Genomic DNA, 22361 nt, shown 5'->3' with positions numbered 1-22361 from the left:
GCATGGGACAGAACAAGTTTGTGCAGTACGGCGCGGTGCTGCTGCTTCTGGTTGCCATCTTGATCGGCGTAAAGGCCTGCAAGGAAGACCGTCCGGTATCCAATGATGCCGTGCATGTGGGTGGTGGTGAGCAGCTTAGCGAGGCGGCGCTGGCTGGGCTGGGCATCGAAGGGGATACCGAGAAAGACGTGGTGGCTACCCTGATCGGTGAGGTACGCAGCTTGAGAGACGGCATGGCGACCTTGCGCGAGGACAATGCGGCGCTTCGGGAGGATAACGCCGACCTGCAGAAGATGGAGCATGCCATCGGTCGCCGTATGGAGTCCAAGCTCACCGAGGCAGAGCAGAAGGTGCAAACGCAGGCCTCAGCGGAGTATGCGTCTATGATGCGTAGGCTGGAAGAAGCCGAGCGCAAACTCGCGCATGCGCAGTCACAGCGCGGTGCTGGCGGTTTGGGGGTTGCCGCAGGCTCTATCGAGCCGAGTGAAACCGTGTGGATTCAGCCCCTGGGCCGACAGGAGGGCAGTGAGGAAGGCCTCCTCGATACCCTGGACAACGCCCAGAGTGACCTACGGCGCAGGATTGCGTTGGATGAGCTGCCCGGCATAGCTGGCCGGCGTGGCGGTGAAGACCCCATAATTCCGTACTTCACCATTCCCCGGAACGCCACCCTGGTCAAATCGACGGCGATGACCGCATTGGTGGGCCGTGTTCCGTTTGGCGGCCAGGTGACGGATCCCTATAGCTTTAAAGTGATCATCGGCCGAGAGAACCTGATGGCCAATGGCATCGAGTTACCGGATGTCGCCTATTCCATCGCCAGCGGCAGAGCCGTGGGGGATTGGACCCTCGGTTGCGTGCGTGGCGACCTGTACAGCCTGACCTTCGTGTTCCAGGACGGCACGATCCGTACCGTGCCCAAGGCTCAGGACATTTACGAAGGGACGGCCAGTCAGCGGGATATCAAGATTGGCGAGCTTTCGGACGCCTTCGGCAACCCCTGTGTTGTGGGTGAACGCATCACCAATGCCTATACCTACCTTGCCCAGCGTATGGGGGTCGTGACCGCCTCAGCGGCGGCGGAGGCCGCGGCGGCAAGCCAGACCACTCAGATCACCAGTGTTGACGGCAGCGGTACTGGGGTGAACACCGTGGTAGATGGCTCCACCTCAGATTACATCCTGGGTCGTTCTATTGCCGATGGCTCCATGGAAGTCGCCCGTTGGCTCGACGAGCGCCAGGCTCAGCAGTTTGACGCGATCTACGTGCCGCCAGGCGCCGAAGTCGCCATGCACATCACCGAACAAATCGAAATCGACTATGACCCCAACGGCCGCAAGACCAACCATGCGGCCCTGGCAGCGGGAGGCTACCGTGAACTGGACTGATACCCACAAGATTAAACTAGCGACACTCCTGGGTATGGCGCTCCTTGGTGGATGCGCCACGCAGGAGACGATCCTGCTGCCATCCGAGCGCAAAATGGCGGACATCTACCGTGAAGCCTTGGATGAGGTCGAAGCGCCGGTCGTGGAGACCTTCGACCCCGAGACGATATGCGGGAGCCTTGAGCTCGAAGAGGACGCCAAGACGTGCGAGGAGAAGCTCACCGAGCATGCCAAGGCAGTCTACCGTCAAATAGACAGTGATCCGGCGCCACAGCCCCTGGACTACGTCGAGTACACCCGCACCACGCAGACTGAACTAGATAACCTGTTCCCACGGCTGGAAAATCCTGACCTGGTGATCTATGTGTATCCGCACCTGGCCACACGGACGCGTGCCCCGATTCCTGGCTACACGACCGTCGTACCACTGTATGAGCGGGTGGAGTACCGACTCCCGGGGGAGGCTTTGCTCTCGACGCCAGCGCCGGCCAAGCCGCAGGCTGAGGAGGGCGTTCAGTGACGGCACAGCAGCAAATCGATACGCAGCCTGTTCCTATCAAGAAACAGCCCCTGACTCGACGCGAGGCGGATCAGGGATATAAGCGCGAGCGGTCCTTTGTCGATTTTCTGCCTTGGGTAGAGTACCTCGATGACCACGAAGCGGTCTTGCTGGAGGATGGCCGTTCAGTGGGGGCTGTGTTCGAGATCAATCCCATCGGCACAGCGGGCAGGACGCAGGAGCACCTGGCCTCGGTACGCGACACGCTCGAGGAGGCACTGGCCGATTCCTTCGAGGAGTACGACCGCTCACCCTGGATCATCCAGACTTACACCTTCGACGATACCCAGATCGAGGGTATGGTGGATCGCATACGGGATTACGCCACACCGGATGCGCGCGACTCGCAATACACCGCTGCCTATATGGAGGTACTGCGCGAGCACTATACGGGGATCACCCGTGAGGGAGGCCTCTTTGTCGATAACACAGTGACCCAGGCGCCTTGGGGCGGCATGCGCCGACGCAATTACATGGTGATCTATCGCAAGCTGGTGTCTGCAAGAGGCCGTCGTAAGCATGACATCGAAGACGGGGATCTCGATGCTTCCTTGGTGAATCTCAATGAGGTACTCGAGAAGTTCACTCACGCGCTGAAGCCCTCCGGTGCGAGCTTGCGCCGTTTGAATGGCGCAGAGTTCCATGACTGGTTACTCGATTTCTTTAATCCCAGCTCCAGCTTGTTCGGAGGCGATCGCAAGGCTTTTCTTGCGGCCACGCGGACCCAGGACGATACACTGCCCTACGGCGACCAATTCGCCGAGAGCCTGTTCTATGACTACCCGCGCAGCGACAAAGAACAGGGGTGTTGGTGGTTCGGGGCCAGCGCCCTGCGGTGTATCTCGATCGACGGCATCCGCAGGCGACCGTTTGTAGGGCATGTCACCGGTGAAACCAAGCGGGGCGATGCCACCAACGCCCTGATGGACATGCTGCCCGCAGGCAGTGTGTTCGCGAGCACGATTGTCGTCATCCCCCAGGATACGCTCGAGGGGCACATCGACGACATCGATGAGTCGGCGATCGGTGATAACTCCGAATCCATCCAGGTCCGCAAGGACTGCATACGAGCGAGGGAGATCCTGGGTGAGCGCCACAAGATGTACCGGGCACAGTACGCGGTCTATTTGAGGGGACAAACGATCCGGGAACTGGATGAGCGTACCAATGCCGTTCGATCACGACTGCTGAACTATGGTTTCCGGGCGATAGCTCCCAGAGATGACTTCACTGCATTGGATGCGGTGATTCGCAACCTGCCCATGGTCTATGATGCGGACCGGGATGCCCGGGAAGGCTGGCGGGGCGCCCAGATTACCGTGGTCCAGCACATCGCCAATCTCTCCTGTCTGTTTGGGCGCAGCCGTGGCACCGGCAATCCGGGGATCGCCATGTTCAATCGGGGTGGGGAGCCGTTGTACTTCGATCCCCTGAACAGCGCTGATCGGCAGAAAAATGCGCACATGCTGGTATTGGGGCCTTCCGGGGCGGGCAAGTCCGCCACGCTGGTGAGCATGTTGGCCCATGTCATGGCCGTACACCGGCCCAGGCTGTTCGTTATTGAGGCAGGTAACAGTTTTGGCCTGTTGGGGGACTGGTATGCGTCCCAGGGGCTGACCGTCAATCGTGTTGCGCTCAAACCCGGCAGTGGAGTGTCCCTGTCACCCTTCCAAGATGCCCACTCAGTACTCGATGAGCGACCGGTCTTCGAACCCGATGAGGACATGGACGAAGATGATAGCCGGGACATCATGGGCGAGATGGAGATCGTGGCTCAGTTGATGATTACCGGCGGCGAGGCGAGGGAAGCGGCCCGCATGACGCGCTCCGATCGGCGCATGATTCGCGATGCCATTTTGTCCGCAGCCGCCATCACCCAGCGGCAGGGCAGGCCCACATTGACCCAGGACGTGCGTGATGCGTTCTACACCATGTCGCGTGGTGATGAGTACGAATCCGATGTCCGCCGCAGGCTCCGGGAGATGGGCGATGCGATCGGCCTCTTCTGTGATGGTTTTTCTGGTGAGCTCTTCAATAACGCCGGTACGGCCTGGAAAGAGGCCGATGTCACGATTATTGATCTCGCGACTTTCGCCCGTGAAGGCTACGAGGCACACCTGGCGATTTCGGTGGTGAGCTGCCTCAACATGATCAACAACATCGCGGAGCGGGACCAGTTCGGCGCGCGCGAGATCGTGGTCACCATTGATGAAGCCCACATTGTTACGACCAACCCCCTGCTAGCACCGTTTCTGGTCAAGATCGTGAAGATGTGGCGCAAGCTGGGGGCATGGCTTTGGAGCGCAACCCAGAACATGGAGGACTATCCGGACGCCGCCAAGAAGATGCTGAACATGGTCGAGTGGTGGCTCTGCCTGGTGATGCCCAAGGAAGAAGTGGAAGCGATAGCCCGCTTTCGACGCGTGGATGATGCCCAGCGGGACATGCTTCTGTCGGCCAGCAAGGCGCCGGGCCAGTACACCGAGGGTGTGGTGATGTCCGAGGTGACTGAAAGCATTTTCAGAAACGTCCCACCCAGCCTGATGCTGGCACTGGCCCAGACCGAGAAACACGAGAAAGCCCACCGTATGGCGCTGATGCGGGAGCACGGTATCAGCGAGGTTGAAGCCGCCATTCAGGTTGCTAAGGAAATCGATGTCGCCAGGGGCATACGTGATGCGTAGCGCGCTCTTCTTCCTTCTATATATACATACCCTGGCGGCCCAGGCCGCCGAGGGTACCGTGTGGGTATTCACGGCTGATCGTCTGCCTCCTCTGCAGCATGTCGATCAGGCGGATCGCCTGTTTGTGTTGGACCATGCTGACAATGCCCTCCGGAGATTGTCCTTCCCCCACCCGGGCAGTGAAGCAGCGGCCAGGGACAAGGCGCTGTTGATCATCCAATCCCCTCGCGGTCAGGCGGCGATCGCCCGGATGCGCCAGAGCGCTGAAGCAACCACAGTGGCCTGGATGCACGGTATCGAGAAGCTCCCCGCCATCCTCGTCGATGAGCAGTATGTGGTGTACGGCGTCTTCGATGTGGCTGCAGCTGTCGACCAGATCGCGAGGTACCGCGATGCGCGCTAAGATGGCCAAAGGCTTCGCCGGTGTCCTGCTCCTGTTGTCCCTACACATGCCGATTGGCCAGGCCGATACCGCTACCATCACGACCGGCGAAATCATGAGCGAAGCCATCGATCTGGCCTGTCTTGATTACCAGGTTGTCGGCGGCTGTGTGTGGATGACCTGCACCACCGCGGGCTGTGATTTCGACTTCTCGATCAAGGTCAGTCACCGTATACCGGAAGCGGTCGTGAATGCTTACCCAATTCTGGGCCAAAGCCCCTGGCCTGAGTCGCAGGGAGCTGTATCACCGACCTCCTTTGCGGAGGAAGGTGGCGCTAGCGAAGAGGGCGGCCTGACGAATCGCGAACAGGCGCTGAAGTTCAAGAACGCCGAGGTGTTCGGCAGCCCCGGCACTCTGGGGTATCACCTGGCCGCCGGTGGCGGCGGCAGCATCCCGTTTTGCAAACCACTGACCTGGCCCTTGGTCCCGTACTTCATCAGTACGCTGGATCCGAATTGGCGTGATCCCGTGGTCGAGACACCCTGGACCATGGCCAACCTGCTGACCAGCGTTCGCGCGGGCACGTCAGTGTTTGCCGGTCTGTACCCCCGTATTGGCTTTGTACGACAAGGGCACGATTACAAAGCCTCTTTGGTGGGGGCCAAGCGGGCCGCACATTTCGTGCGGCAGGATCATCAGCCTCACGTCTACACCCCGCTGGATTTTTGGTATTCCCCGGAGCAAGGACAGTGGCCCCCCAGCCAAAGCACTGATTACCTCTGGCAACAGTTGGTGCCGTCTGTGATGTCCTGTCGTGTGCTGCCGGACATCAACGACACCGCCAGTATCACCGACCCCTACCGCAGCCGCGTTAACGCGGTAAACGGCAATGCCTGGCAGCTCTGGCGTACCTATACCTGCTGTGAGCAGGAAGGTGCTGTCTTGATCTTCCACTTCTGAAGGAACCCTCTGTGCATAAGAAAATGAAACGACTGACTTTGTGCCTTGGTATCCTCCTGTTCGTTCTGGGGCAGCAGCAGACTTTTGCAGTCGATGATGAGTTCTATTATCTGCTGGGTGGCGGCGAGCCCGTCACGCGGTCAGCCAGCAACCGGCCCCAGACCTTTGAGCTGGGCGGTTCCGTGGCATGGAACACGGATCTGATGTGCGGCAACTTTGACATGAGCTTGTCGGTAGAAGAGCAGCTACAGGGCATCAAGGGCTCATTTTCGGATCTGATGGACAACGTGATGAGTGCGGCGACCGGCGCAGTAGCATCTCTGCCGGCGTTGGTGATCCAGAAGGTCAACCCGGCGCTGTATGACCTCTTGCAGAACGGTGTCCTGCAGGCCTCCGAAGAGTTTCACCTGGCGCAAACGTCATGTGAAGAGATCGTAGGCATGATGGACGAAGCGATTTCCCATAACGGTTGGGAATCGGTCGCCAAGGGTGGCTACTGGGGCGCTGAATCCACAGCAGGGAGTGAGATCCTGCAGACTCGGACGAGTGCGGATACCGCTGGCATTGATGCGGGTGTGATCTGGGTGGAAGGTGCCCAGCGCGGGGGCCGCGGTCAGGCTCCCATTGAGCTGGTGGGCGATACCGTTAGGGCCGGCTATAACCAGCTACTTCAGCGCAACCCCGCGAACAACACCAGCATGGCGGCAAGCTGCGCCGACGCGCCGATCTGTGAGTATTGGCCCAACCCCACCGCGATGTCTGATTGGGTCATCGATGTCATAGGTGAGAAGAAGATTCGCACCTGTGAAGCCTGCGACAAGATTAGCGCCCGCCCAGGCATGGGCTTGAATCATCAGCTCGGTATCGAACAGGTTCTGATCGCGACAGATCTGGAGGCATTGGTGCTGTCGAACGACGCGCCGACGGCCGCGGAGCTGGAGGCCGTTTCCGGTGGCCCGGGCATGCTGATCAGTCGGCGCGTGATCGAAGCCATCCGAGAAGAAAATGAGCATGAGCAGATGGTGCTGATCAACCGGCTGTCTGCTGAGATGGCACTCTCGCGCACTATGGAGCGGGCCATGATTGCTCGCCGTGCGCTGATTTCCGGCATGAAAGAACCTAATGTCGCCAATTTGCAGATCGCGCAAGAGGATCTGACGCCATTCGTCGCGGACCTGGAACAAGAGATCGAGAACATGCTGTTCGAGATCGAGGTACGGGATCGGGTGGCGACCAATACAGCTGTGCAGCTGCTGATGCGGGACAAGGTCCGCGCACAAGTGCCCATTGTCGAGTCGCCGCCGGCGAGCAACTTTGAAGAGGGGGCCTCGGTGACCCCATGACGGCCACGACGAAGCGCTTACTGCTGATACTCCTTGCCCTCGTTGGCGTGATGGTGATTACCACCGGCATCGCCTGGATGGCGGAGACGGACCCGCTGACGCCCGGGAACTGGACGGGCGAGGTCAATGACGCTATTGGCCCCTGGCGGATCACCCTGACACTGGTTCGCTGGGCAGTCTGGTGTGCGCTGTGGTGGTGCTGGGAGCGGGTGGGCCAGTGGCTATTCTGGGGCGAAGGCGAGAGCCGAAAGGCGCAACACCTGCATTGGTCTGGTATGCGCAATCGAATGATGGGGAGCCTCGCTGCGGCCGAGGCCATCATCCTGATTAGCCATTTATTGGGAGCCTAGTCGTGGGAGTAGCCAGCTATCTTGAGTTCGTCACCACGCTGTTTGCCTGGATTCTCTACAAGGAAGTCTGGGCGGTCCTGGTGGATACCGGTATCGTTTTTATCCCGATCATCACCATGGTGATCGGCAATATTATGTCGAGCCATCGCGCTGGTGATGACGAAGGCAGTGCGGCGATCCAGTCACTTAAAAAGATAGAAACTGATTTCTACGCAATGCTGGGTGTGATCGTCTTCGCCGCTATTCCGGTGATTGATGTGCAGCTGGCGGACATGCGCTATGTGAAACCGACGCTAGGCTGTAGCTCGGTGGCCGCAACGATCGACGGTACATCGACCGATACGACCTATGATCGTACGTTGGCCACGATTGCCGGTGAGACCGGGTCTATACCGATCTGGTGGGCTGGAATGCATACCCTTAGCAAGTCGGTCACTGCGGCGTCGGTGGCCAGTATCCCCTGCGCCCCAGAACTGGCGAATGTCGAGTATCGCCTGGCCGAAGACCGCATTGATGATCCCAGTCTGCGCCAGGAACTGGCCGAGTTTACCGACGACTGTTACCGGCGGTCCAAATCCAGACTGATGCGCATGGATACCACTGCGATGACACCCGCGCAGATCGAGGAAACCAATTGGCTGGGATCGGAGTATTTTATGACCACGGCGGGCTTCTATAACCGCTATTACGCATCGGAGCCACAAGCCCTGTTCCCCTTCAACGCGGTGCGAGACGCGGGATTCGATGACGACGCCTTTGTCGGTGGCCATCCGGTCTGTACCGAATGGTGGGGCGATGCGGGTATAGGTTTGCGCAGGCGGGTACTGGATTCTATCGACCCGGATCTATTGAACGACATGGTGTACAACGCTGACAACCTGGTGTCGGAGTCTACCGATACCGCGCTGGCCATTTCCGAGCGTGAGGACGTCTTTCTGAGAAAGTACCTTGCAGTGATACGAGCGAGTGAGAGTCTGGCAGTCAACCTGCCCATGTCGACCGGGTATCGGGTCAATGCGACGGAGCGATCACTACAGTCGATCGATCATGGCACCTGGGGTCAGGCCGCCTTGGGCACGCTGTCGCTGGGCGCAAACTTTGTGCAGGACGTGGGCCGAACGGCCGTCGTCGCCGCCGGCGCCGCGATCAAAGCGCCCGAGGCCATCGGTGAGGGTTACATGATCCGGCAGGGTATCGGGATGTTCCAGGCCCTGATCCTGATGATCATGGTGATTGTGCTGCCATTCCTGCTGATCTTCAGTCAGTACCGGCTATCGACTCTTATGACGCTCTCCATCATCTACTTCGGCCTGCACTTCCTGTCCTACCTGTGGGGCGTGGCGTTCTGGATGGACAACCACCTGATGGCTTTGATGACGGAAGGCAGTCGATACGGTGTGTTCGAACCCGTCGCCAATCCGGTGCAGAGCGGCATCATCCTGTGGGTGAGTAGGTTCCTCTACCTCATTTTTCCCATGATGTATTTGACGGCACTGGGCTGGGCGGGCATTACAGCCAATGACATAGGAATGCAGGTCGGTCAATTTGGCGGACGCGTTGGAACTCCAGGGGCCGCGGGGGGGGCCGTGGCCGCGAAACTCGCGACCAAGGGAAAAGGATGACTCGCTTAGTAGAGCTTGTGATCGTACAGGTGAGAACGACTTCCGTCGGTATCGGAATCGCGGATGATCCGTTGGTCTTCGGAGAGCTGATCAGCTTCATGATCGCCGGACAGCGAGAACAGGGTGATAAGCAAGGAACCAAATGCCGCGCACAGCGCACCTGCACCGCGAAGCAGCAGCGCAACCAAGTCGAGCAGGCCTCGGCCAGCTCGGGCAATCAAAGTGTTCTGGACCATCGTTCTGTCCCCCGTATCGGGCTATTCGCCTTTGATGATAGCACGAACGGCGGCAGGGCGATGCATAGGCGCTTGGCTCACTGGGCCAGCGCCTGTAACCCCGGGTTTTCAAAGGAGAAATCTCATGCAGTCGGGTACTGAAATTGACCAGTTGTGGCGACCGTCACAGTGGACCAATGCGTTTTACTTCGCGGTGGGTGGTATAGCGTTAGTGATCGGTATCGTTGTCGCCTTTACTGGATTGGGGGCCGGAATACCGTGGTCGGAAAAGATCGCACACGGTGTTTGGGCCGCCGGTTTGATGCTGATAGTGTGGAAGTATCTGGAGATTCGGTGCATCCGCTACCAGTTATCCGCAGAACAGCTGACGGCCTCCCATGGGGTGCTTAATCGGCTGACGGACAATCTGGAGCTGTACCGGATCAAGGATACCCAGGTATTCGAACCGATCTGGTTGCGGCTGGTGGGGCTGGGGAATGTCTGTATCCATTCCTCGGATAAGACCACGCCAACGCTCATGGTGAGGGCAATCCCGAAACCCATGGATGTGGCGACGATGGTCAGGCGGCAAGTAGAAGCTGAGCGTGTCCGGAAGGGCGTGCGTGAGTTCGACTAGGGGTATCTGTAATGCATTGCACGACGTTGATGATTGATCTGAAAGACAACGAAATTCGAGGCCTGGTGGCACTGTGCAGCCAGGAAAAACGCGCCCAGCTGGCAAGTCTGTGTGAGTCGCCTGAGCAAGCCAGAGGACTGATTTCGGCGCTGGATGAGATCAACTGGCAACTAGCCAGTTCCGGCCACGAGGATGCGATAGAAGCACTTGCCAGCCTGGTGGTCTAAACACTGCAGGGAATGCAGGTCACCGCAAAGGAGATGAGGTCATGTTGATACTGACACGCAGAGTGGGCGAAAGCCTGATGATAGAGGACGATATCACGGTCACGGTTCTGGGCGTAAAGGGGAATCAGGTCCGAATCGGAGTAAATGCACCGCGAGAGAAGACCGTGCATCGAGAGGAAATCTATCACCGCTTGCAGGACAATACCGGCGCGCAGCAACAGCGCCATCGAGGGACGACGAGTGCGAGTATTCATCGCTGAAAAACCGAGTCTGGCTAAGGCCATAGCTGCCGTACTGCCCGGACCGCAGAAGCGGCACAAAACCTACATTCAGTCGGGAGAGGCCAACGTTGTGGTCTGGTGTGCGGGGCACATCCTGACCCAATACATGCCGGAGGATTACGATCCGCGCTTCAAGCGCTGGATTGAAGCGGACCTGCCTATCATTCCACCGGCATGGAAGATGAACGTGGCTCCGCGAACGAAGGATCTGTACCAGACGATCAAGAAGTTTGCTGCTGATGCCGATATTATCGTTCACGCCGGAGACCCTGATCGTGAAGGTCAGCTGCTCGTCGATGAGGTTCTTACGCAGATTGGGAATCGGCAGCCGGTGAAGCGTCTTCTGATCAGTGACTTGAATGCAGCGTCGGTCAAACGTGCCATCGGAAGACTTGAGGACAATGGCCAGTATTCGGGATTGCGCGATGCCGCACTGGGACGTAGTCGAGCCGATTGGCTCTTTGGTCTGAATCTGACGCGGCTGTATACCGTCAAAGGGCGCAACTCGGGACACTCCGGCGTGTTGAGTGTAGGGCGGGTGCAGACCCCGGTACTCGGTTTGGTGGTGCGGCGAGATCGAGAGATTGAAGCATTCGTCAGTAAGCCCTTCTACGAGCTGACCGTTGATCTTGAGGTGGAGCACGGTGGTTTTAGGGCAAAGTGGGTGCCGGGCCAGCGGCATGAAGCCGTTCAGGATGAAGATGGCCGTGTCATCGACCGGCAGGTGGTAGAGCAGTTGGGCAAGAGCCTCGAAGGCAGCCAGGGACATATCGCCTCGGTAAAGACCCAACGTAAGCGTGAAGCACCACCACTACCGTTTTCTTTGCCCGAGCTTCAAAAGGTGGCCAACAAGGGTAGGGGACTTTCCCCCAAGAAAACGCTCGCCGTCGCACAGTCCTTGTACGAGAAGCACCAGGTACTCACCTACCCACGCTCGGATTGCCCGTACCTACCCGTCGACCACTGGGTAGAAGGTGGGGTCGTCAGGGACGCCATCGTGCAGTCGGTTGGTGATAAGCATGCGCTATATCCACTGACAGAGAGTGTCAGCCTGGTTCATCGAGGCCGTTGCTGGAACGACAAGAAGGTGACCGCTCACCATGCAATCATTCCCACGTCAAAGTGGGTACCGCTGGATTCACTCTCGCCAGACGAAAGGTGGATCTACGAGATTGTTGCTCATCGCTATCTCCTGCAGTTTTGTGTAGACCGCGAGTATGACCAGACAGATGTAATCGCTAAGCTCGATACGCAGGAAGGCGAGGAGTCCTTTAAGGCCCTTGGAATACACGATGTGCAACTGGGGTGGCGAGAGTATCGTGACCTACTGAGAAAATCATCGAAGCCTGCTGAATTCGATAGCCAAGAAGAGGAGCTGGTTGCTCTTCCGACGCTGGCTCAAGGAGAGGTCGCGGATTTTACAGGTGCACAGCTTCTCGAGAAGAACACCACGCCTCCCAAGCATTTCACAGAAGCAACGTTATTGGATGCCATGACCAGTATCGCGCGGTATGTCAGTGATCCGGAGCTGAAGAAGGTGCTGCGGGAAACAGATGGCCTAGGTACGCCCGCCACCCAGGCGGGCATTATCGATACGCTGTTTAAACGCGGATATCTGGGGAAGAAGAGCAAGTCTGTGATCTCTACACTCCTGGGGCGGGAGATGATCGATGTTCTGCCCGCAGCAGTCACCCTTCCGGATATGACCGCGCACTGGGAGATGCAGCTGGCGCGAATCGCAGAGGGTGACGGTGAGCTCGATGACTTTGTCGACCGGGTCGTTGGTCGCGTTTCGGAGCTGACGACATTCGAAAAGGGCAAGGGCGGTTTTAAAGTGACGCCTCAGCCACAAACATCCTCCCCGAAAGCAAAGAAACCAGCGGAGAAAACATACCCCTGCCCAGGAGCAGATTGCAGTGGCAGACTACGGAGAATCAAAGGCAAAAAGGGGTTCTTTTGGGGCTGCACCAACTATGGCGAGGGTTGTCGGGAGACCAGGCAGGACCATCGCGGCAAACCTAAGGATGTAGCGCGTACTTCAAACATCCGATCCAACCAGAAGGTGAGCGTCACAGTGGGAGAAACATGCCCGGATTGTCAGAAAGGCAAGATCCAGCTGCGGAGCCTGAAAAGCGGCAAGAGCGCTGGTAAGCCGTTTCATGGTTGCTCGAACTTCCCTAAGTGCCGGTTCTTTGCATGGCCGCAAGAGTCGGCAGAAAGAGAGATGGCGTAATGGGGTTGCTACTCGAGAAGACGCCCTGGCCCGCCGAGGGAATAAGGAAGGGATCTGCTCCAGAAGATTACAACTGGGGATACCTTTATTACTACGATGATGGCGAAGTTCAGTTTGTCTAAGACGAGCAACCAGGCCTGGATGAAATAGAGGCAAGGTGGGGACACCATTTTTAGGGTTTAGCGGGGAAGCGGTTGAATAACTCAATAAAATCGAGGGTATTCAGGGCGATTGATTTTAGAGGATTTATACTGTATATAAATACAGTATACGAGGTGGGCCGTACTTTAAAACCAAAGGAAATCAGGCACATAGCATGAATGACGTATCAGCTGGCTGGCCAGAGGTAAGACATTGATTTACAATAATAATCTAGGCTAACTGCTGTGCGATTTATAAGCAGGGTGCCCCTGGAAATCTGCCCTGCACAAGGTCATTCTGATCCACACACCAAGAATTCGTCCCAACAATGCTTTAGGAGGTGAGAGTCGCCAATGGGTAAGCCCTTTTCGAATGAGTTAGAGCAACTGGGCGGGACCTATGAATGGGCATTGTCGGTTGATATCTCTCAACCTGTAATTGAGCTAAAGAATCACTATTCAAACCTACTCCTAGTGGTGGGCTCAGGCGGTTCATATTCGGCTGCTGAGTTCCAAGCAACATTACACCGGCTTTTTTTCAGTTCAATTGCGATGGCGGTAACGCCGGTCGAAATGATATCGGCATTACCTCGAGATGGTTCTGCATCCGTATGGGTGTTGTCAGCTAGTGGAAATAACATCGATATCCGACGAGCATTTCAGCATGCGGCATTAAGCGAGCCAAAAAGTGTTTGCGCTCTAGTTGGACGAGAGCAGAGCAAGCTAAAGCAGATCAACGAGCGGTATCACTATACGAATGTATATGAATACCCGCTACCTGCCGGAAAGGATGGCTTCCTAGCGAGCAATTCTTTGTTGGGGTTTGCGACTTTGTTACTTCGGATATACGCCAGCGCCTCAAATACGAATCAGCGAATTCCCGGTTCCCTGGGTCGATTAATATCTGATTCATTGGTCGATCATGAATCTCTCGATTCAGTGGAGTTGATATTGGGAGAAGTATGCAAGACCAAAGTGGTGCATGTTGTATACAGCGAGAGATACAAGAGCATCGCCGTGGACATCGAGTCGAAATTTGTCGAGGCAGGCCTCGGCTCGGTTCACTTAGCGGACATGCGGAATTTTGCGCATGGCCGGCATCATTGGTTCGATAAAAACCCAGAGAATTCTGCCATTTTGTTTTTAACATCCGAGCATGACCGCGATTTGGCGCAGAGGACTCTCGACTTACTTCCGGGGACACTGGCTAAACAATTATTGGTTCTTCGAGATCTAAATGGGTTGGAGTTGGTCGCTGGTATCTTGCTTTCATTGTATATGACACATTGGCGAGGCGTTCACTTTGGGATAGACCCTGGTCGTCCCGGCGTGCCTGAGTATGGTTCGAAGATTTATCGATTGAGTGCGAATGCCGGATTTGCTGTCTCGGTCAACAAAGAAAGGGCTGCGTGTCAGCGGAAAATGAAGACAAGCTTGGGGCAGATAGACTCCAGCGTGTGGACTGGATATTACCGCCAGTTTTTACGAAAACTGAAAAAGCAGGCCTACCGCGGTTTGGTTTTAGACTATGACGGAACGCTGGTCGATGGGCGGCATCGAGGAGAGCCTCCAGGAGAGGATATCTGCAGGGAGTTAAATCGGCTTCTCGCAGGAGGAATGACGATAGGATTCGCTACAGGCCGGGGGAAATCGATCAGGAAGGAACTGCGGTCTCCCGGTGTTATAGAAGAAAGGTATTGGGATAGCGTCGTAATAGGTTACTACAATGGATCGGAAATAGGGTATCTGTCGGATGAGGATTGCCCTGATCAATCGGCGGAACCTCAGAGCTGCTTTGACGGTGTGGAATCTAGGATCAATCAGGTCTTGGGGACGGGGAGTCAGGAGTTACGAATAACTCCGCGCAAGTTTCAGTTGACTGTGGAAACGAAGGTGCCGATACCGGAAGTACTTCTATGGGATACGGTCTGCAGTGTTATCGAAAGCCATTACTCGAATGACCTTGCGGTGGTTAGGTCTAGCCACTCGGTTGACATTCTGCCGAGAGATATTTCGAAGAATGCAGTAGTCGAGAAATTGGCCGAAAAGATTGGTGTTGATTCTGGCATTTTGACGATTGGTGATAGGGGGCGATGGCCGGGTAACGACAGTGCCTTGCTTAGTACGGAGTACTCATTGAGTGTAGATGAAGTCTCCGCGTTACCGGGCAGCTGCTGGAACCTATGTCCTGCAGGCGTCCGTGGACCGCAGGGAACGTTGCATTATCTTCAGAAGATTGAGTGTGGTGATGGTGTTGCTTACTTGCGCTAGGAGTTATCGCACTTGAATCGGAAACTTGGATTGAAGCTGTTGAGTACGGTTATGCATTGGGATGACACGGAGGCAGTGGAAGAGTTTGACTGGCTTTCATTCATGGCAGCGTATAAATACGATGGCTACAGAGATTTCTGTGCGGGCGCGAGATTTATCGAGAGTTTGGCTACGTGGCTTCAGCAGTTTCAGGAAAAAGACAGGGCAGAGGCTTATCGTTTTATAAAAGCGAAACTGATTTATTTTAGCCCGATGGAAATAGAACGTTTAGTTGAGAAACTCGTCCCTGAACTCGTGCAGCGTCAAATTGTTCGCCGTGTGGCCGACGAACTGGGAATTCGACCTTACGAAGTATGGTCATCGCAAGCGAATGAATTCGCATATTCCATTGAACTCCGAAAAACGTTGTTTATGGGGCTTAGTGATGGTGCGCGGATCGATATTCTGAGAAGGATGAACGCAGGAATTATTTCCAATGAGCAGGTCGTAGTGGCGACTCAAATTGACATTGATAAGTGGCGTAGCTTAGTACTCGATTTGAGAAAAGATCTAGTGAAACGAGGAAGCGAGGAAGATGCAGGATCACATTTCAATAGTGTTTACCTGATCGATGACTTTACAGCTTCTGGAACAAGTTTACTTCCGGATCCAGATTTAGTGGGGAAATTGAAAGGTAAGCTCGTAAAGTTTTTGAGGTCTGCTAAAGCAGCAGAAAACGAACTGAGAAGCGAAAAGCCCTTCTCAGACTCGTTGGAGATTTTCGTACATCACTATATAGGGACCGAAGAAGCGGAAAGGCGAATCAATAGGGTATATAAAAAAGTACGAGAGCAGCTTGAACAAGAATTTGGAGTAAGTGACGTTCACTTTAGCTACGGACTGAAACTTCCGGATGCGATTACTCTTACAGAAAAAAGCAGTGATCCTTTTGTGAGAATATGTCAGAGTTACTACGATCCTGCGATCGAAGGCGCAGGCGAACATGGCGCGCAGAGTGGGCACACGGACCGGATGTTCGGCTATGGTGGTTGCGGGCTTCCAGTGGTCCTTGAGCATAATACCCCAAACAACTCCCTCTCGATTTTGCATTCGCGAACGAATGGAGATGACGGCAAACACAAGATGAGGCCATTATTCTATCGAAGGGAGAGACATAGTGACTTAGTAGTACAGGCTGAGCATCAGTCTGAGGTGGTTGTTGGAGATGGCTAATCCGTTTGAGAAGCGAGCTACTGAATTTCTTCGAGACGATACCGCTTTTTTATCGGTTGTTACGCCAGATCCTCTGCACACGTTCTTTGAGGAGCATGCATCCTCGGGCGCACTGTACGACAGGCTATGCATGGTGATAGGGACGCCTGGGAGCGGTAAGACCACGATAGCTACGCTGATACAGCATCATACAGTAAATACCCTAGTTAGCAGCCCGAACCACACAGAATACGCGCCTTTGCTACAAGCATTGAGCCGTTGTTCAGTTATTCAGAGGGGTAAAATCGGAGTATTGGCTTGCCGAATTCCAATGGAGTCTGAATACCGGGACTTCTGGGAGCTGCCCTATCCAGAGGACGTCAGGTTCGGTCTCTTGAGGTCGTTTCTGCAGGCACGTGCTGTAATTTTTTGGCTGAATAGCATAAGCAGTATCGTTGATGGTGGCCTTGACAGTGTCGAGATCGAGTACCGGTCAGGTACTGACGTCGCGGGGGAGAGCATCGGTGGTAGTGGCGCTGACTTAGTGATGGAAAAAGCCAAGCGCGTGGAACGAGCGATTTACTCTGTATGCGCGCGCTTGGTAGCACCAGCGCTGAAGAGCTTGCCCAGTGAGGCAACCGAGCCTTATCAGCCCTTTGATGCGATTTCCAGTATCCTGTTGCCCGAAACGGAGTTCACATTGGGAAGCCTGAAACCATTAGTGATTCTCGATGACGTACATACGCTTCATCCGGATCAGCTAAATTTAGTGAGCGACTGGCTAGCGAAACGAGAAATACCCATATCACGTTGGATGATGATGCGGCTCGATGCCCAAACGCCACAGAGTGTATTGGACGAGAATCTAAACGATCCATCCTATATTGCTCCAGATACGACGCTTCAGAAAAATAGAGAGCTAGTCCAAATATGGCTTCAGAACAGTCAGGGAAGATCGAAGAATAGGAGGAATTTTCGCAGTATGGCCAGAAATATGGCCAACAAGTATCTTCGATTAATGCCGATTTTCAATAGACAAGGACTTACAAACTTTGGCGATTTACTGAATACAAACCCACACCGAATAAGCGACTCTAATCTTAAAAAGTTAGAAGAACGTGTGGAGAGTTTACAGCGAAAGGCGCGGATACCAACTGAAGTTAGGGATCTGATGGAGCAGGCCATCGATCGGTATTTTTCGGGCGCGACAACGTTACCAGGGGGTTCAGATGTGAGGTTAAGCATGTTGCTAATCTTAATGAACCGGCATCTGAAGCGAGAGCCTCAGTCTGGGCTATTCGATCATGATGAACCAGTCGATCCTGATCTTTCATTTAAAGCTGATGCTAGTGTGGCAGACGGAGCAAGAATTCATTTGCTCCACGAATTTGGTCGACCCTACTATTTTGGATTGGACACCCTCTCTGACGCGAGCACAGAAAACGCAGAGCAGTTTCTGCAGCTCGCGAACGTACTGGTTAAAGCGTCGGAAGCGAGGATAATAAGAGATGTCGAAGCGCAACTCCCGTCTAAATATCAGCATCAACTGTTGAGAGATAAGGCAGCAGATATCATTAAGGATTGGACATTCCCGAGGCATCACGATGTCGAGAGCATATGTGAACACATAGCAGCGGAATGCGTGAAAAAATCTCTTGAACCAAATGCATCGTTGGGAGGAGGGGCGAATGCTTTCGGAATATTGGAGAAGGAGTTCTCATCGATACCCGATAAGTACCCTGATCTAGCACATGTGCTTAAGTATGGCGTTGCATACAGTGCAATCAATATAGTTCGAGGATACGCATGCAAGAAACAGCAGTGGGCACTAGTGGAGCTCACAGGCCCTTCGTTAGTAAAGAATGGACTAACGTTTACTCGAGGCGGCTTCCTGGAGAGACGCGTGTCTGATTTGGTCAAGGCGCTGGGGGAATCCTGAAATGGGAGCAGGCCGATGGCAAGAAAGATGTGTGATCCACTACGATCAGGAGGTGGAAGAATTTTTCGATGATTATTTTGCACAGCCTTGCAGGCGTTGCTTGGTCATAGGAGGCGCAGGTTTTGATCCTAGAAGTGCGAGCATAGTGAGAAAATTGTCTGAAATAATGGATGGTCGTTTAACGGCGTTTATGTTTAGAGAGGAAAGGCCTGATCCACATGCTGAACTCGTAAGAAGAGCAGAGGACAACTTACGCCAAATAGAGAGTTACTGTCAGAACCTCGTAGTTCGGGAGATTCAAATTTTCGCTCCTGATAATGCGGTAGTTGGCGGGCATAGAACAGTAGAAGCGTTGAACGAAATTGATTATTCCGATATTACAGACATTGTCATCGATTTGAGCGCTCTCTCTTTGGGCATTGGTTTTACGGCAGCCTGTTATATATACCAAAGGGCTGAAAGTACTGAATCAAGGTTGAACGTCCACTTGTCTCTGCTTTCCAATCCGGCCTTGGATCAAGGTATCAAGACCGAACCGAATGACGTCGCTAGTGAAGTAAGAGGCTTCGATATAGGAGGCCTGATAGGCGGGGAAGACAAAGCTGTTCTTTGGCTGCCTGTTCTGACGGCTAGCAAACAGCATGTACTACATACTATTCACAAATATATAGCACCGGACGATACCTGCCCTATTTTGCCATTCCCCTCCCGGGATCCAAAGATGGGCGACGAGATTGCATACCAGGTATTTAAATCGGTGCAGTCTGATTTCGGTGGCCCGCTTGAGAACGATTGGGCACTGGAGCCTCAGAACTTTTTGTATTCCGATGAAAGGCTCCCTTTGGACATTTACAGATCTATACTGAGAATAGCTGATGATAGAGAGGAAGTTTTTGAAGCCTTTGGCGGTTCGAAGATTATTCTTTCACCTCTTGGCAGCAAGATACCAGCTATTGGGGCATTAATGGCGGCCTTGGAGCGTCAGTTTCCAGTAGTTTATGTCGAAGCGCTGTCCTATACAGTAGACGACTGGGCTGCACTGGATAGTTTGAAAGAAACAGAATCAAAGATGACGCACGTTTGGCTTGCCGGCGATGCGTACCACAATGCGGTTTAATGTTCTGGAGTTGTTACGATGAGTAATGTCGTGAAGTATAATAAAAAACCTACCGTGCATGGCACCGGCCTTATTGCGTTAGATATTGTGATTAGCTCTAACCCGGATGTCCCAACGAGGCAGTATGCAGGTGGAACATGTGGCAATGTACTGACGATACTGTCGTATCTAGGTTGGAATTCTTACCCAATAGCAAGACTCAATGATGAGCCTTCGTCCATACACGCTAAAAATGATCTGGCGAGGTGGGACGTTCGCGAGAATTTCTTACACATGGACCCGGTTGCCCCAATACCTGTCATTACGCAAGAAAACTCGAGGGACCGAGATGGGAACCCCAAGCATAGGTTTCATTGGAAGAACTGTCCAAAGTGTGGATCTTGGTTGCCAAATTATAAGGCAGTGACCTTGCCCGCCGTTGAGGAGATCAAGAGATCAGTGAAGCAGACTGAATTGTTCTTCTTTGATCGTACCTCACCCGCAGCTTTAGCGATGGCAAAGTACTTCAAGTCGATAGGTGGGCTAGTATTTTTCGAGCCTTCAGCTAAAGGAGACCCAAGACATTTTAAAGAAGCAATGGCTTTGGCTGATATAGTCAAATATTCAGATCAGCGGTTCTCTGAAGTAATTGGAGAATCTGAAAATCAGCTTCGGCCTATCATCGAAATTCAAACCTTGGGAGAGCAGGGGTTAAGATACAGAAGTCGCAGGATGACTAAGTGGGCTCATCTGCGGGCGCATAACGCGATCAAAGTGGTAGATTCATGTGGATGTGGTGACTGGACAACAGCGGGCATCATACACAGTCTATTAGGCAGGAAGCCGCAGGAACTGTCCAAGTTAGTAAAGAAGGATATAGAAGAAGCACTAAAGTACGGCCAAGCCTTAGGAGCTTGGAATTGCGGCTTTGAGGGCGCCAGGGGCGGGATGTATCAGATGGATAAGAAGTCGTTCGAACAAGATGTGAAAGTAATTCTGAAAGGAGGTACGTATAAGCCACGTTTGACGTCTGCTGCTGATGATTCCGCGTCTGCGAGCGACGGGCTTTGCCCTGCTTGTCCCGCATCTTAACGGAGAGTATGGATAGATATTTATTGTTTACTTTGAAGGGTGAACTTCGATTAGAATTCATCCTCATACAGTGAGTCATATTCAGCAAGAGAGACTTTACCATCGACCTTGATTAGAAGCCTTTCTTCAAGATCGTGTTTCACTGCATTTACTGTGGAGACGGTCATACTGTCGTGTACGTAGCTTATTGGAAAGCCGCCGTCCTCGTCTGCAAAGATAACAATATTGGTTCCATCTCGATTCTGAGCCGAAGAAAACAAGATGCCGTCAAATGGCCGTTCGTGCACGTGGGACAAGTACTCTGCCATGGTTTGAGTCATCAAATACTCTGATTCTTTCCCTGGTAAAACTGGGCGAGATATCAGCCGATGTATTTGTCTCAAAAAAGTATGTTTTTCTGATTTATCGGTGTAATTTGGATCAAATGCACTGATGGATGTGAAGGCATTTTCTAGCCGCTTAAAATCGAGCAGCCTCAATCTCTTATCAAGACAAATCTCAATTACGGCGACATCACTGCCGAGGGAAGGGCGAAGTTCAGCTAAAGCAGTCTGGTGGTCAAGTGCCGCGTACAACATAACAATACCAGCGGCGTTCATTCGACCGGCATTCGCTTTGTTTGAGGGAGGTGGACCTGCATACTCTATGGGGTCGTCAAAAATACTCTGTAGAAGTGTGTCGTTGTTGGATTGAAGCAACCTTGCTCGATGTACGACTGTACCTACAGGAAAATTACGTACCACTTTCTCAATTCCATCGGCTGTCGGCGCCTCAAGCTGATCAATTTCTTGAAACAAAGAGCCAAAAAATGATCTGGCAGCCTCACTAAAAAAACGCTTTGCTTGCGTTATCTCTGTTTCAATTGAGTGCCAACGGTCAATATAGGTGTTGGAATGATAAGAAACTCGAACATAGTTGGAACAACTATCAAAAAATGGCTCGTCTCCGTCCGGGGGCCACGCATTTTCAGCCTCCGAGACAGCGCAGATGACATCATCTAGAAAGCTGATGTCCTGCCCGATAAACTCAGATACGAAAAGCTCGATAGAATCGCCCACTTGCTCCCACCAGCCCTTGTCGTCATCTGGCCCTGAAAATACCCTCCTCTGATCGCCGAAACCTATGCGCTCCCTGAGTAAGGGCTCTAACAATTGACCCAACTGTTCAGCGGAGTAAGCGGGATAGGAATTTTTCCCGCACTCGTTGCATACCTGAACTTCACCATCCCGATTCACGATTTCTCGTAGGTAAGAGTCCTCAATGCAGTTTGTACAGATAGCCGGCACGGTTAGAGACTCACTATTGGACTAATTAAGGGCTAGATATTTGTTGAGTCAAGGTGACGATGGATCTTGGAGCCCAATCTAACCAGCTCTCATGAATATCTACTGGAAAATACGGTGCACTCTGCACAAAGTTTGTGGGTTCTCCGCCGACCTTCATATAGGTACCAGATGCGGCCTTTATGATTATATTGTAGGTCCTCTAAAATGCACCAATTTTTCATTGGACCAGCCACAGTAGTTTTGTTCCTGTTAGTAGTCCCGTCGCAGGTTGGCACATACCCGGTAGCAATGAAGTGCCTGTTAGACGAACTGAGATCCTATTGTAGTGTGCGATATGTCAGATAAGTGCTGAAATGTCCCTGATTTTTGTGCCAGGCCGATGAAGAAGGTCCGGCCTGGTTATTGACGTGTAGAGAGGCCTTGGAGAGTCACAAGGTTGGTAGTCGAGCTATGGCCAGTTTGAT

19 protein-coding genes are annotated in these 22361 nt (G+C 53.7%); 17 read left to right on the top strand and 2 right to left on the bottom strand.

What is annotated here, in order from left to right:
- The first annotated feature begins 2 nt into the window (after positions 1 to 2).
- The 8 genes from C0039_RS15235 to C0039_RS15200 are packed head-to-tail and all read left to right on the top strand — an operon-like array spanning position 3 to position 9289.
- Positions 3 to 1388, top strand: coding sequence for a TIGR03752 family integrating conjugative element protein (locus C0039_RS15235; protein ID WP_101518539.1), 1386 nt, complete (start codon positions 3 to 5; stop codon positions 1386 to 1388).
- Positions 1375 to 1908, top strand: coding sequence for a TIGR03751 family conjugal transfer lipoprotein (locus tag C0039_RS15230; protein WP_165787153.1), 534 nt, complete (start codon positions 1375 to 1377; stop codon positions 1906 to 1908). The genes C0039_RS15235 and C0039_RS15230 overlap by 14 nt, the downstream gene beginning before the upstream one ends.
- Positions 1905 to 4631 carry a conjugative transfer ATPase gene (locus C0039_RS15225; protein WP_207796465.1) on the top strand — a complete coding sequence of 909 codons (2727 nt, stop codon included), beginning with the start codon at positions 1905 to 1907 and terminating at the stop codon, positions 4629 to 4631. The genes C0039_RS15230 and C0039_RS15225 overlap by 4 nt, the downstream gene beginning before the upstream one ends.
- Positions 4624 to 5034 (top strand): TIGR03757 family integrating conjugative element protein, encoded by a 411-nt coding sequence (locus C0039_RS15220; protein ID WP_165787152.1) that lies wholly within the window; start codon positions 4624 to 4626, stop codon positions 5032 to 5034. Before C0039_RS15225 ends, C0039_RS15220 begins: the two co-directional genes overlap by 8 nt.
- Positions 5024 to 5974 (top strand): TIGR03756 family integrating conjugative element protein, encoded by a 951-nt coding sequence (locus C0039_RS15215; protein ID WP_165787151.1) that lies wholly within the window; start codon positions 5024 to 5026, stop codon positions 5972 to 5974. The genes C0039_RS15220 and C0039_RS15215 overlap by 11 nt, the downstream gene beginning before the upstream one ends.
- A 23-nt stretch (positions 5975 to 5997) precedes the next feature.
- Positions 5998 to 7317 carry an integrating conjugative element protein gene (locus C0039_RS15210; protein WP_101518535.1) on the top strand — a complete coding sequence of 440 codons (1320 nt, stop codon included), beginning with the start codon at positions 5998 to 6000 and terminating at the stop codon, positions 7315 to 7317.
- The gene (locus tag C0039_RS15205; protein WP_101518534.1) at positions 7314 to 7667 is read left to right on the top strand and encodes a hypothetical protein; all 354 of its coding nucleotides are present in this window, start codon (positions 7314 to 7316) and stop codon (positions 7665 to 7667) included. The genes C0039_RS15210 and C0039_RS15205 overlap by 4 nt, the downstream gene beginning before the upstream one ends.
- A gap of 2 nt (positions 7668 to 7669) precedes the next feature.
- Complete coding sequence (locus C0039_RS15200; protein WP_165787150.1) at positions 7670 to 9289, top strand: conjugal transfer protein TraG N-terminal domain-containing protein; 1620 nt, start codon at positions 7670 to 7672, stop codon at positions 9287 to 9289.
- A gap of 5 nt (positions 9290 to 9294) precedes the next feature.
- Here C0039_RS15200 and C0039_RS15195 read toward each other — a convergent pair whose 3' ends face one another.
- Positions 9295 to 9525 (bottom strand): hypothetical protein, encoded by a 231-nt coding sequence (locus tag C0039_RS15195; protein ID WP_101518532.1) that lies wholly within the window; start codon positions 9523 to 9525, stop codon positions 9295 to 9297.
- A 124-nt stretch (positions 9526 to 9649) separates the two neighbouring features.
- Between C0039_RS15195 and C0039_RS15190 the strand changes: the two genes are divergently transcribed.
- The 9 genes from C0039_RS15190 to C0039_RS15150 all read left to right on the top strand — a co-directional run bounded on the left by C0039_RS15190 (position 9650) and on the right by C0039_RS15150 (position 20611).
- Complete coding sequence (locus C0039_RS15190) at positions 9650 to 10141, top strand: PH domain-containing protein (protein ID WP_165787149.1); 492 nt, start codon at positions 9650 to 9652, stop codon at positions 10139 to 10141.
- 11 nt (positions 10142 to 10152) lie between these two features.
- Positions 10153 to 10368: a hypothetical protein gene (locus C0039_RS15185; RefSeq protein WP_207796464.1), complete on the top strand. Its 216-nt coding sequence runs from the start codon at positions 10153 to 10155 to the stop codon at positions 10366 to 10368.
- 41 nt (positions 10369 to 10409) lie between these two features.
- Positions 10410 to 10628, top strand: coding sequence for a carbon storage regulator CsrA (csrA, locus tag C0039_RS15180; protein ID WP_101518529.1), 219 nt, complete (start codon positions 10410 to 10412; stop codon positions 10626 to 10628).
- Positions 10609 to 12882 carry a DNA topoisomerase III gene (locus C0039_RS15175; protein WP_165787148.1) on the top strand — a complete coding sequence of 758 codons (2274 nt, stop codon included), beginning with the start codon at positions 10609 to 10611 and terminating at the stop codon, positions 12880 to 12882. The genes csrA and C0039_RS15175 overlap by 20 nt, the downstream gene beginning before the upstream one ends.
- A 494-nt stretch (positions 12883 to 13376) precedes the next feature.
- Complete coding sequence (locus C0039_RS15170) at positions 13377 to 15293, top strand: HAD family hydrolase (RefSeq protein ID WP_101518527.1); 1917 nt, start codon at positions 13377 to 13379, stop codon at positions 15291 to 15293.
- Between the two features lie 12 nt (positions 15294 to 15305).
- Positions 15306 to 16505 carry a phosphoribosyltransferase-like protein gene (locus C0039_RS15165; protein WP_101518526.1) on the top strand — a complete coding sequence of 400 codons (1200 nt, stop codon included), beginning with the start codon at positions 15306 to 15308 and terminating at the stop codon, positions 16503 to 16505.
- Positions 16498 to 18423: a hypothetical protein gene (locus tag C0039_RS15160; protein WP_101518525.1), complete on the top strand. Its 1926-nt coding sequence runs from the start codon at positions 16498 to 16500 to the stop codon at positions 18421 to 18423. The genes C0039_RS15165 and C0039_RS15160 overlap by 8 nt, the downstream gene beginning before the upstream one ends.
- 31 nt (positions 18424 to 18454) lie before the next feature.
- The gene (locus C0039_RS15155) at positions 18455 to 19540 is read left to right on the top strand and encodes a hypothetical protein (RefSeq protein ID WP_133126015.1); all 1086 of its coding nucleotides are present in this window, start codon (positions 18455 to 18457) and stop codon (positions 19538 to 19540) included.
- 18 nt (positions 19541 to 19558) lie between these two features.
- A complete protein-coding gene (locus tag C0039_RS15150) occupies positions 19559 to 20611 on the top strand; it encodes a PfkB family carbohydrate kinase (RefSeq protein ID WP_101518523.1) in 1053 nt (350 codons plus the stop codon).
- 50 nt (positions 20612 to 20661) lie between these two features.
- Here the strand turns inward: C0039_RS15150 and C0039_RS15145 are convergent, their stop codons facing one another.
- Complete coding sequence (locus C0039_RS15145; RefSeq protein WP_165787147.1) at positions 20662 to 21846, bottom strand: RES family NAD+ phosphorylase; 1185 nt, start codon at positions 21844 to 21846, stop codon at positions 20662 to 20664.
- Between the last annotated feature and the right edge of the window lie 515 nt (positions 21847 to 22361).

Origin of the sequence: Pseudohalioglobus lutimaris (assembly GCF_002866825.1) — a bacterium.
Taxonomy (GTDB): Bacteria; Pseudomonadota; Gammaproteobacteria; order Pseudomonadales; family Halieaceae; genus Halioglobus; species Halioglobus lutimaris.
The sequence above is the reverse complement of the archived record's forward strand: the minus strand, read 5'-3'. Positions and strand labels throughout refer to the sequence as shown.

Bases quoted from the DNA above. Each gene is read 5' to 3' on its own strand.
- C0039_RS15220 (WP_165787152.1), top strand. From the start codon at position 4,624: ATGCGTAGCGCGCTCTTCTTCCTTCTATATATACATACCCTGGCGGCC.
- csrA (WP_101518529.1), top strand. From the start codon at position 10,410: ATGTTGATACTGACACGCAGAGTGGGCGAAAGCCTGATGATAGAGGAC.
- C0039_RS15160 (WP_101518525.1), top strand. From the start codon at position 16,498: ATGGCTAATCCGTTTGAGAAGCGAGCTACTGAATTTCTTCGAGACGAT.
- C0039_RS15210 (WP_101518535.1), top strand. From the start codon at position 5,998: ATGAAACGACTGACTTTGTGCCTTGGTATCCTCCTGTTCGTTCTGGGG.
- C0039_RS15195 (WP_101518532.1), bottom strand. From the start codon at position 9,525: ATGGTCCAGAACACTTTGATTGCCCGAGCTGGCCGAGGCCTGCTCGAC.
- C0039_RS15190 (WP_165787149.1), top strand. From the start codon at position 9,650: ATGCAGTCGGGTACTGAAATTGACCAGTTGTGGCGACCGTCACAGTGG.
- C0039_RS15205 (WP_101518534.1), top strand. From the start codon at position 7,314: ATGACGGCCACGACGAAGCGCTTACTGCTGATACTCCTTGCCCTCGTT.
- C0039_RS15185 (WP_207796464.1), top strand. From the start codon at position 10,153: ATGCATTGCACGACGTTGATGATTGATCTGAAAGACAACGAAATTCGA.
- C0039_RS15150 (WP_101518523.1), top strand. From the start codon at position 19,559: ATGAGTAATGTCGTGAAGTATAATAAAAAACCTACCGTGCATGGCACC.
- C0039_RS15170 (WP_101518527.1), top strand. From the start codon at position 13,377: ATGGGTAAGCCCTTTTCGAATGAGTTAGAGCAACTGGGCGGGACCTAT.
- C0039_RS15215 (WP_165787151.1), top strand. From the start codon at position 5,024: ATGCGCGCTAAGATGGCCAAAGGCTTCGCCGGTGTCCTGCTCCTGTTG.
- C0039_RS15235 (WP_101518539.1), top strand. From the start codon at position 3: ATGGGACAGAACAAGTTTGTGCAGTACGGCGCGGTGCTGCTGCTTCTG.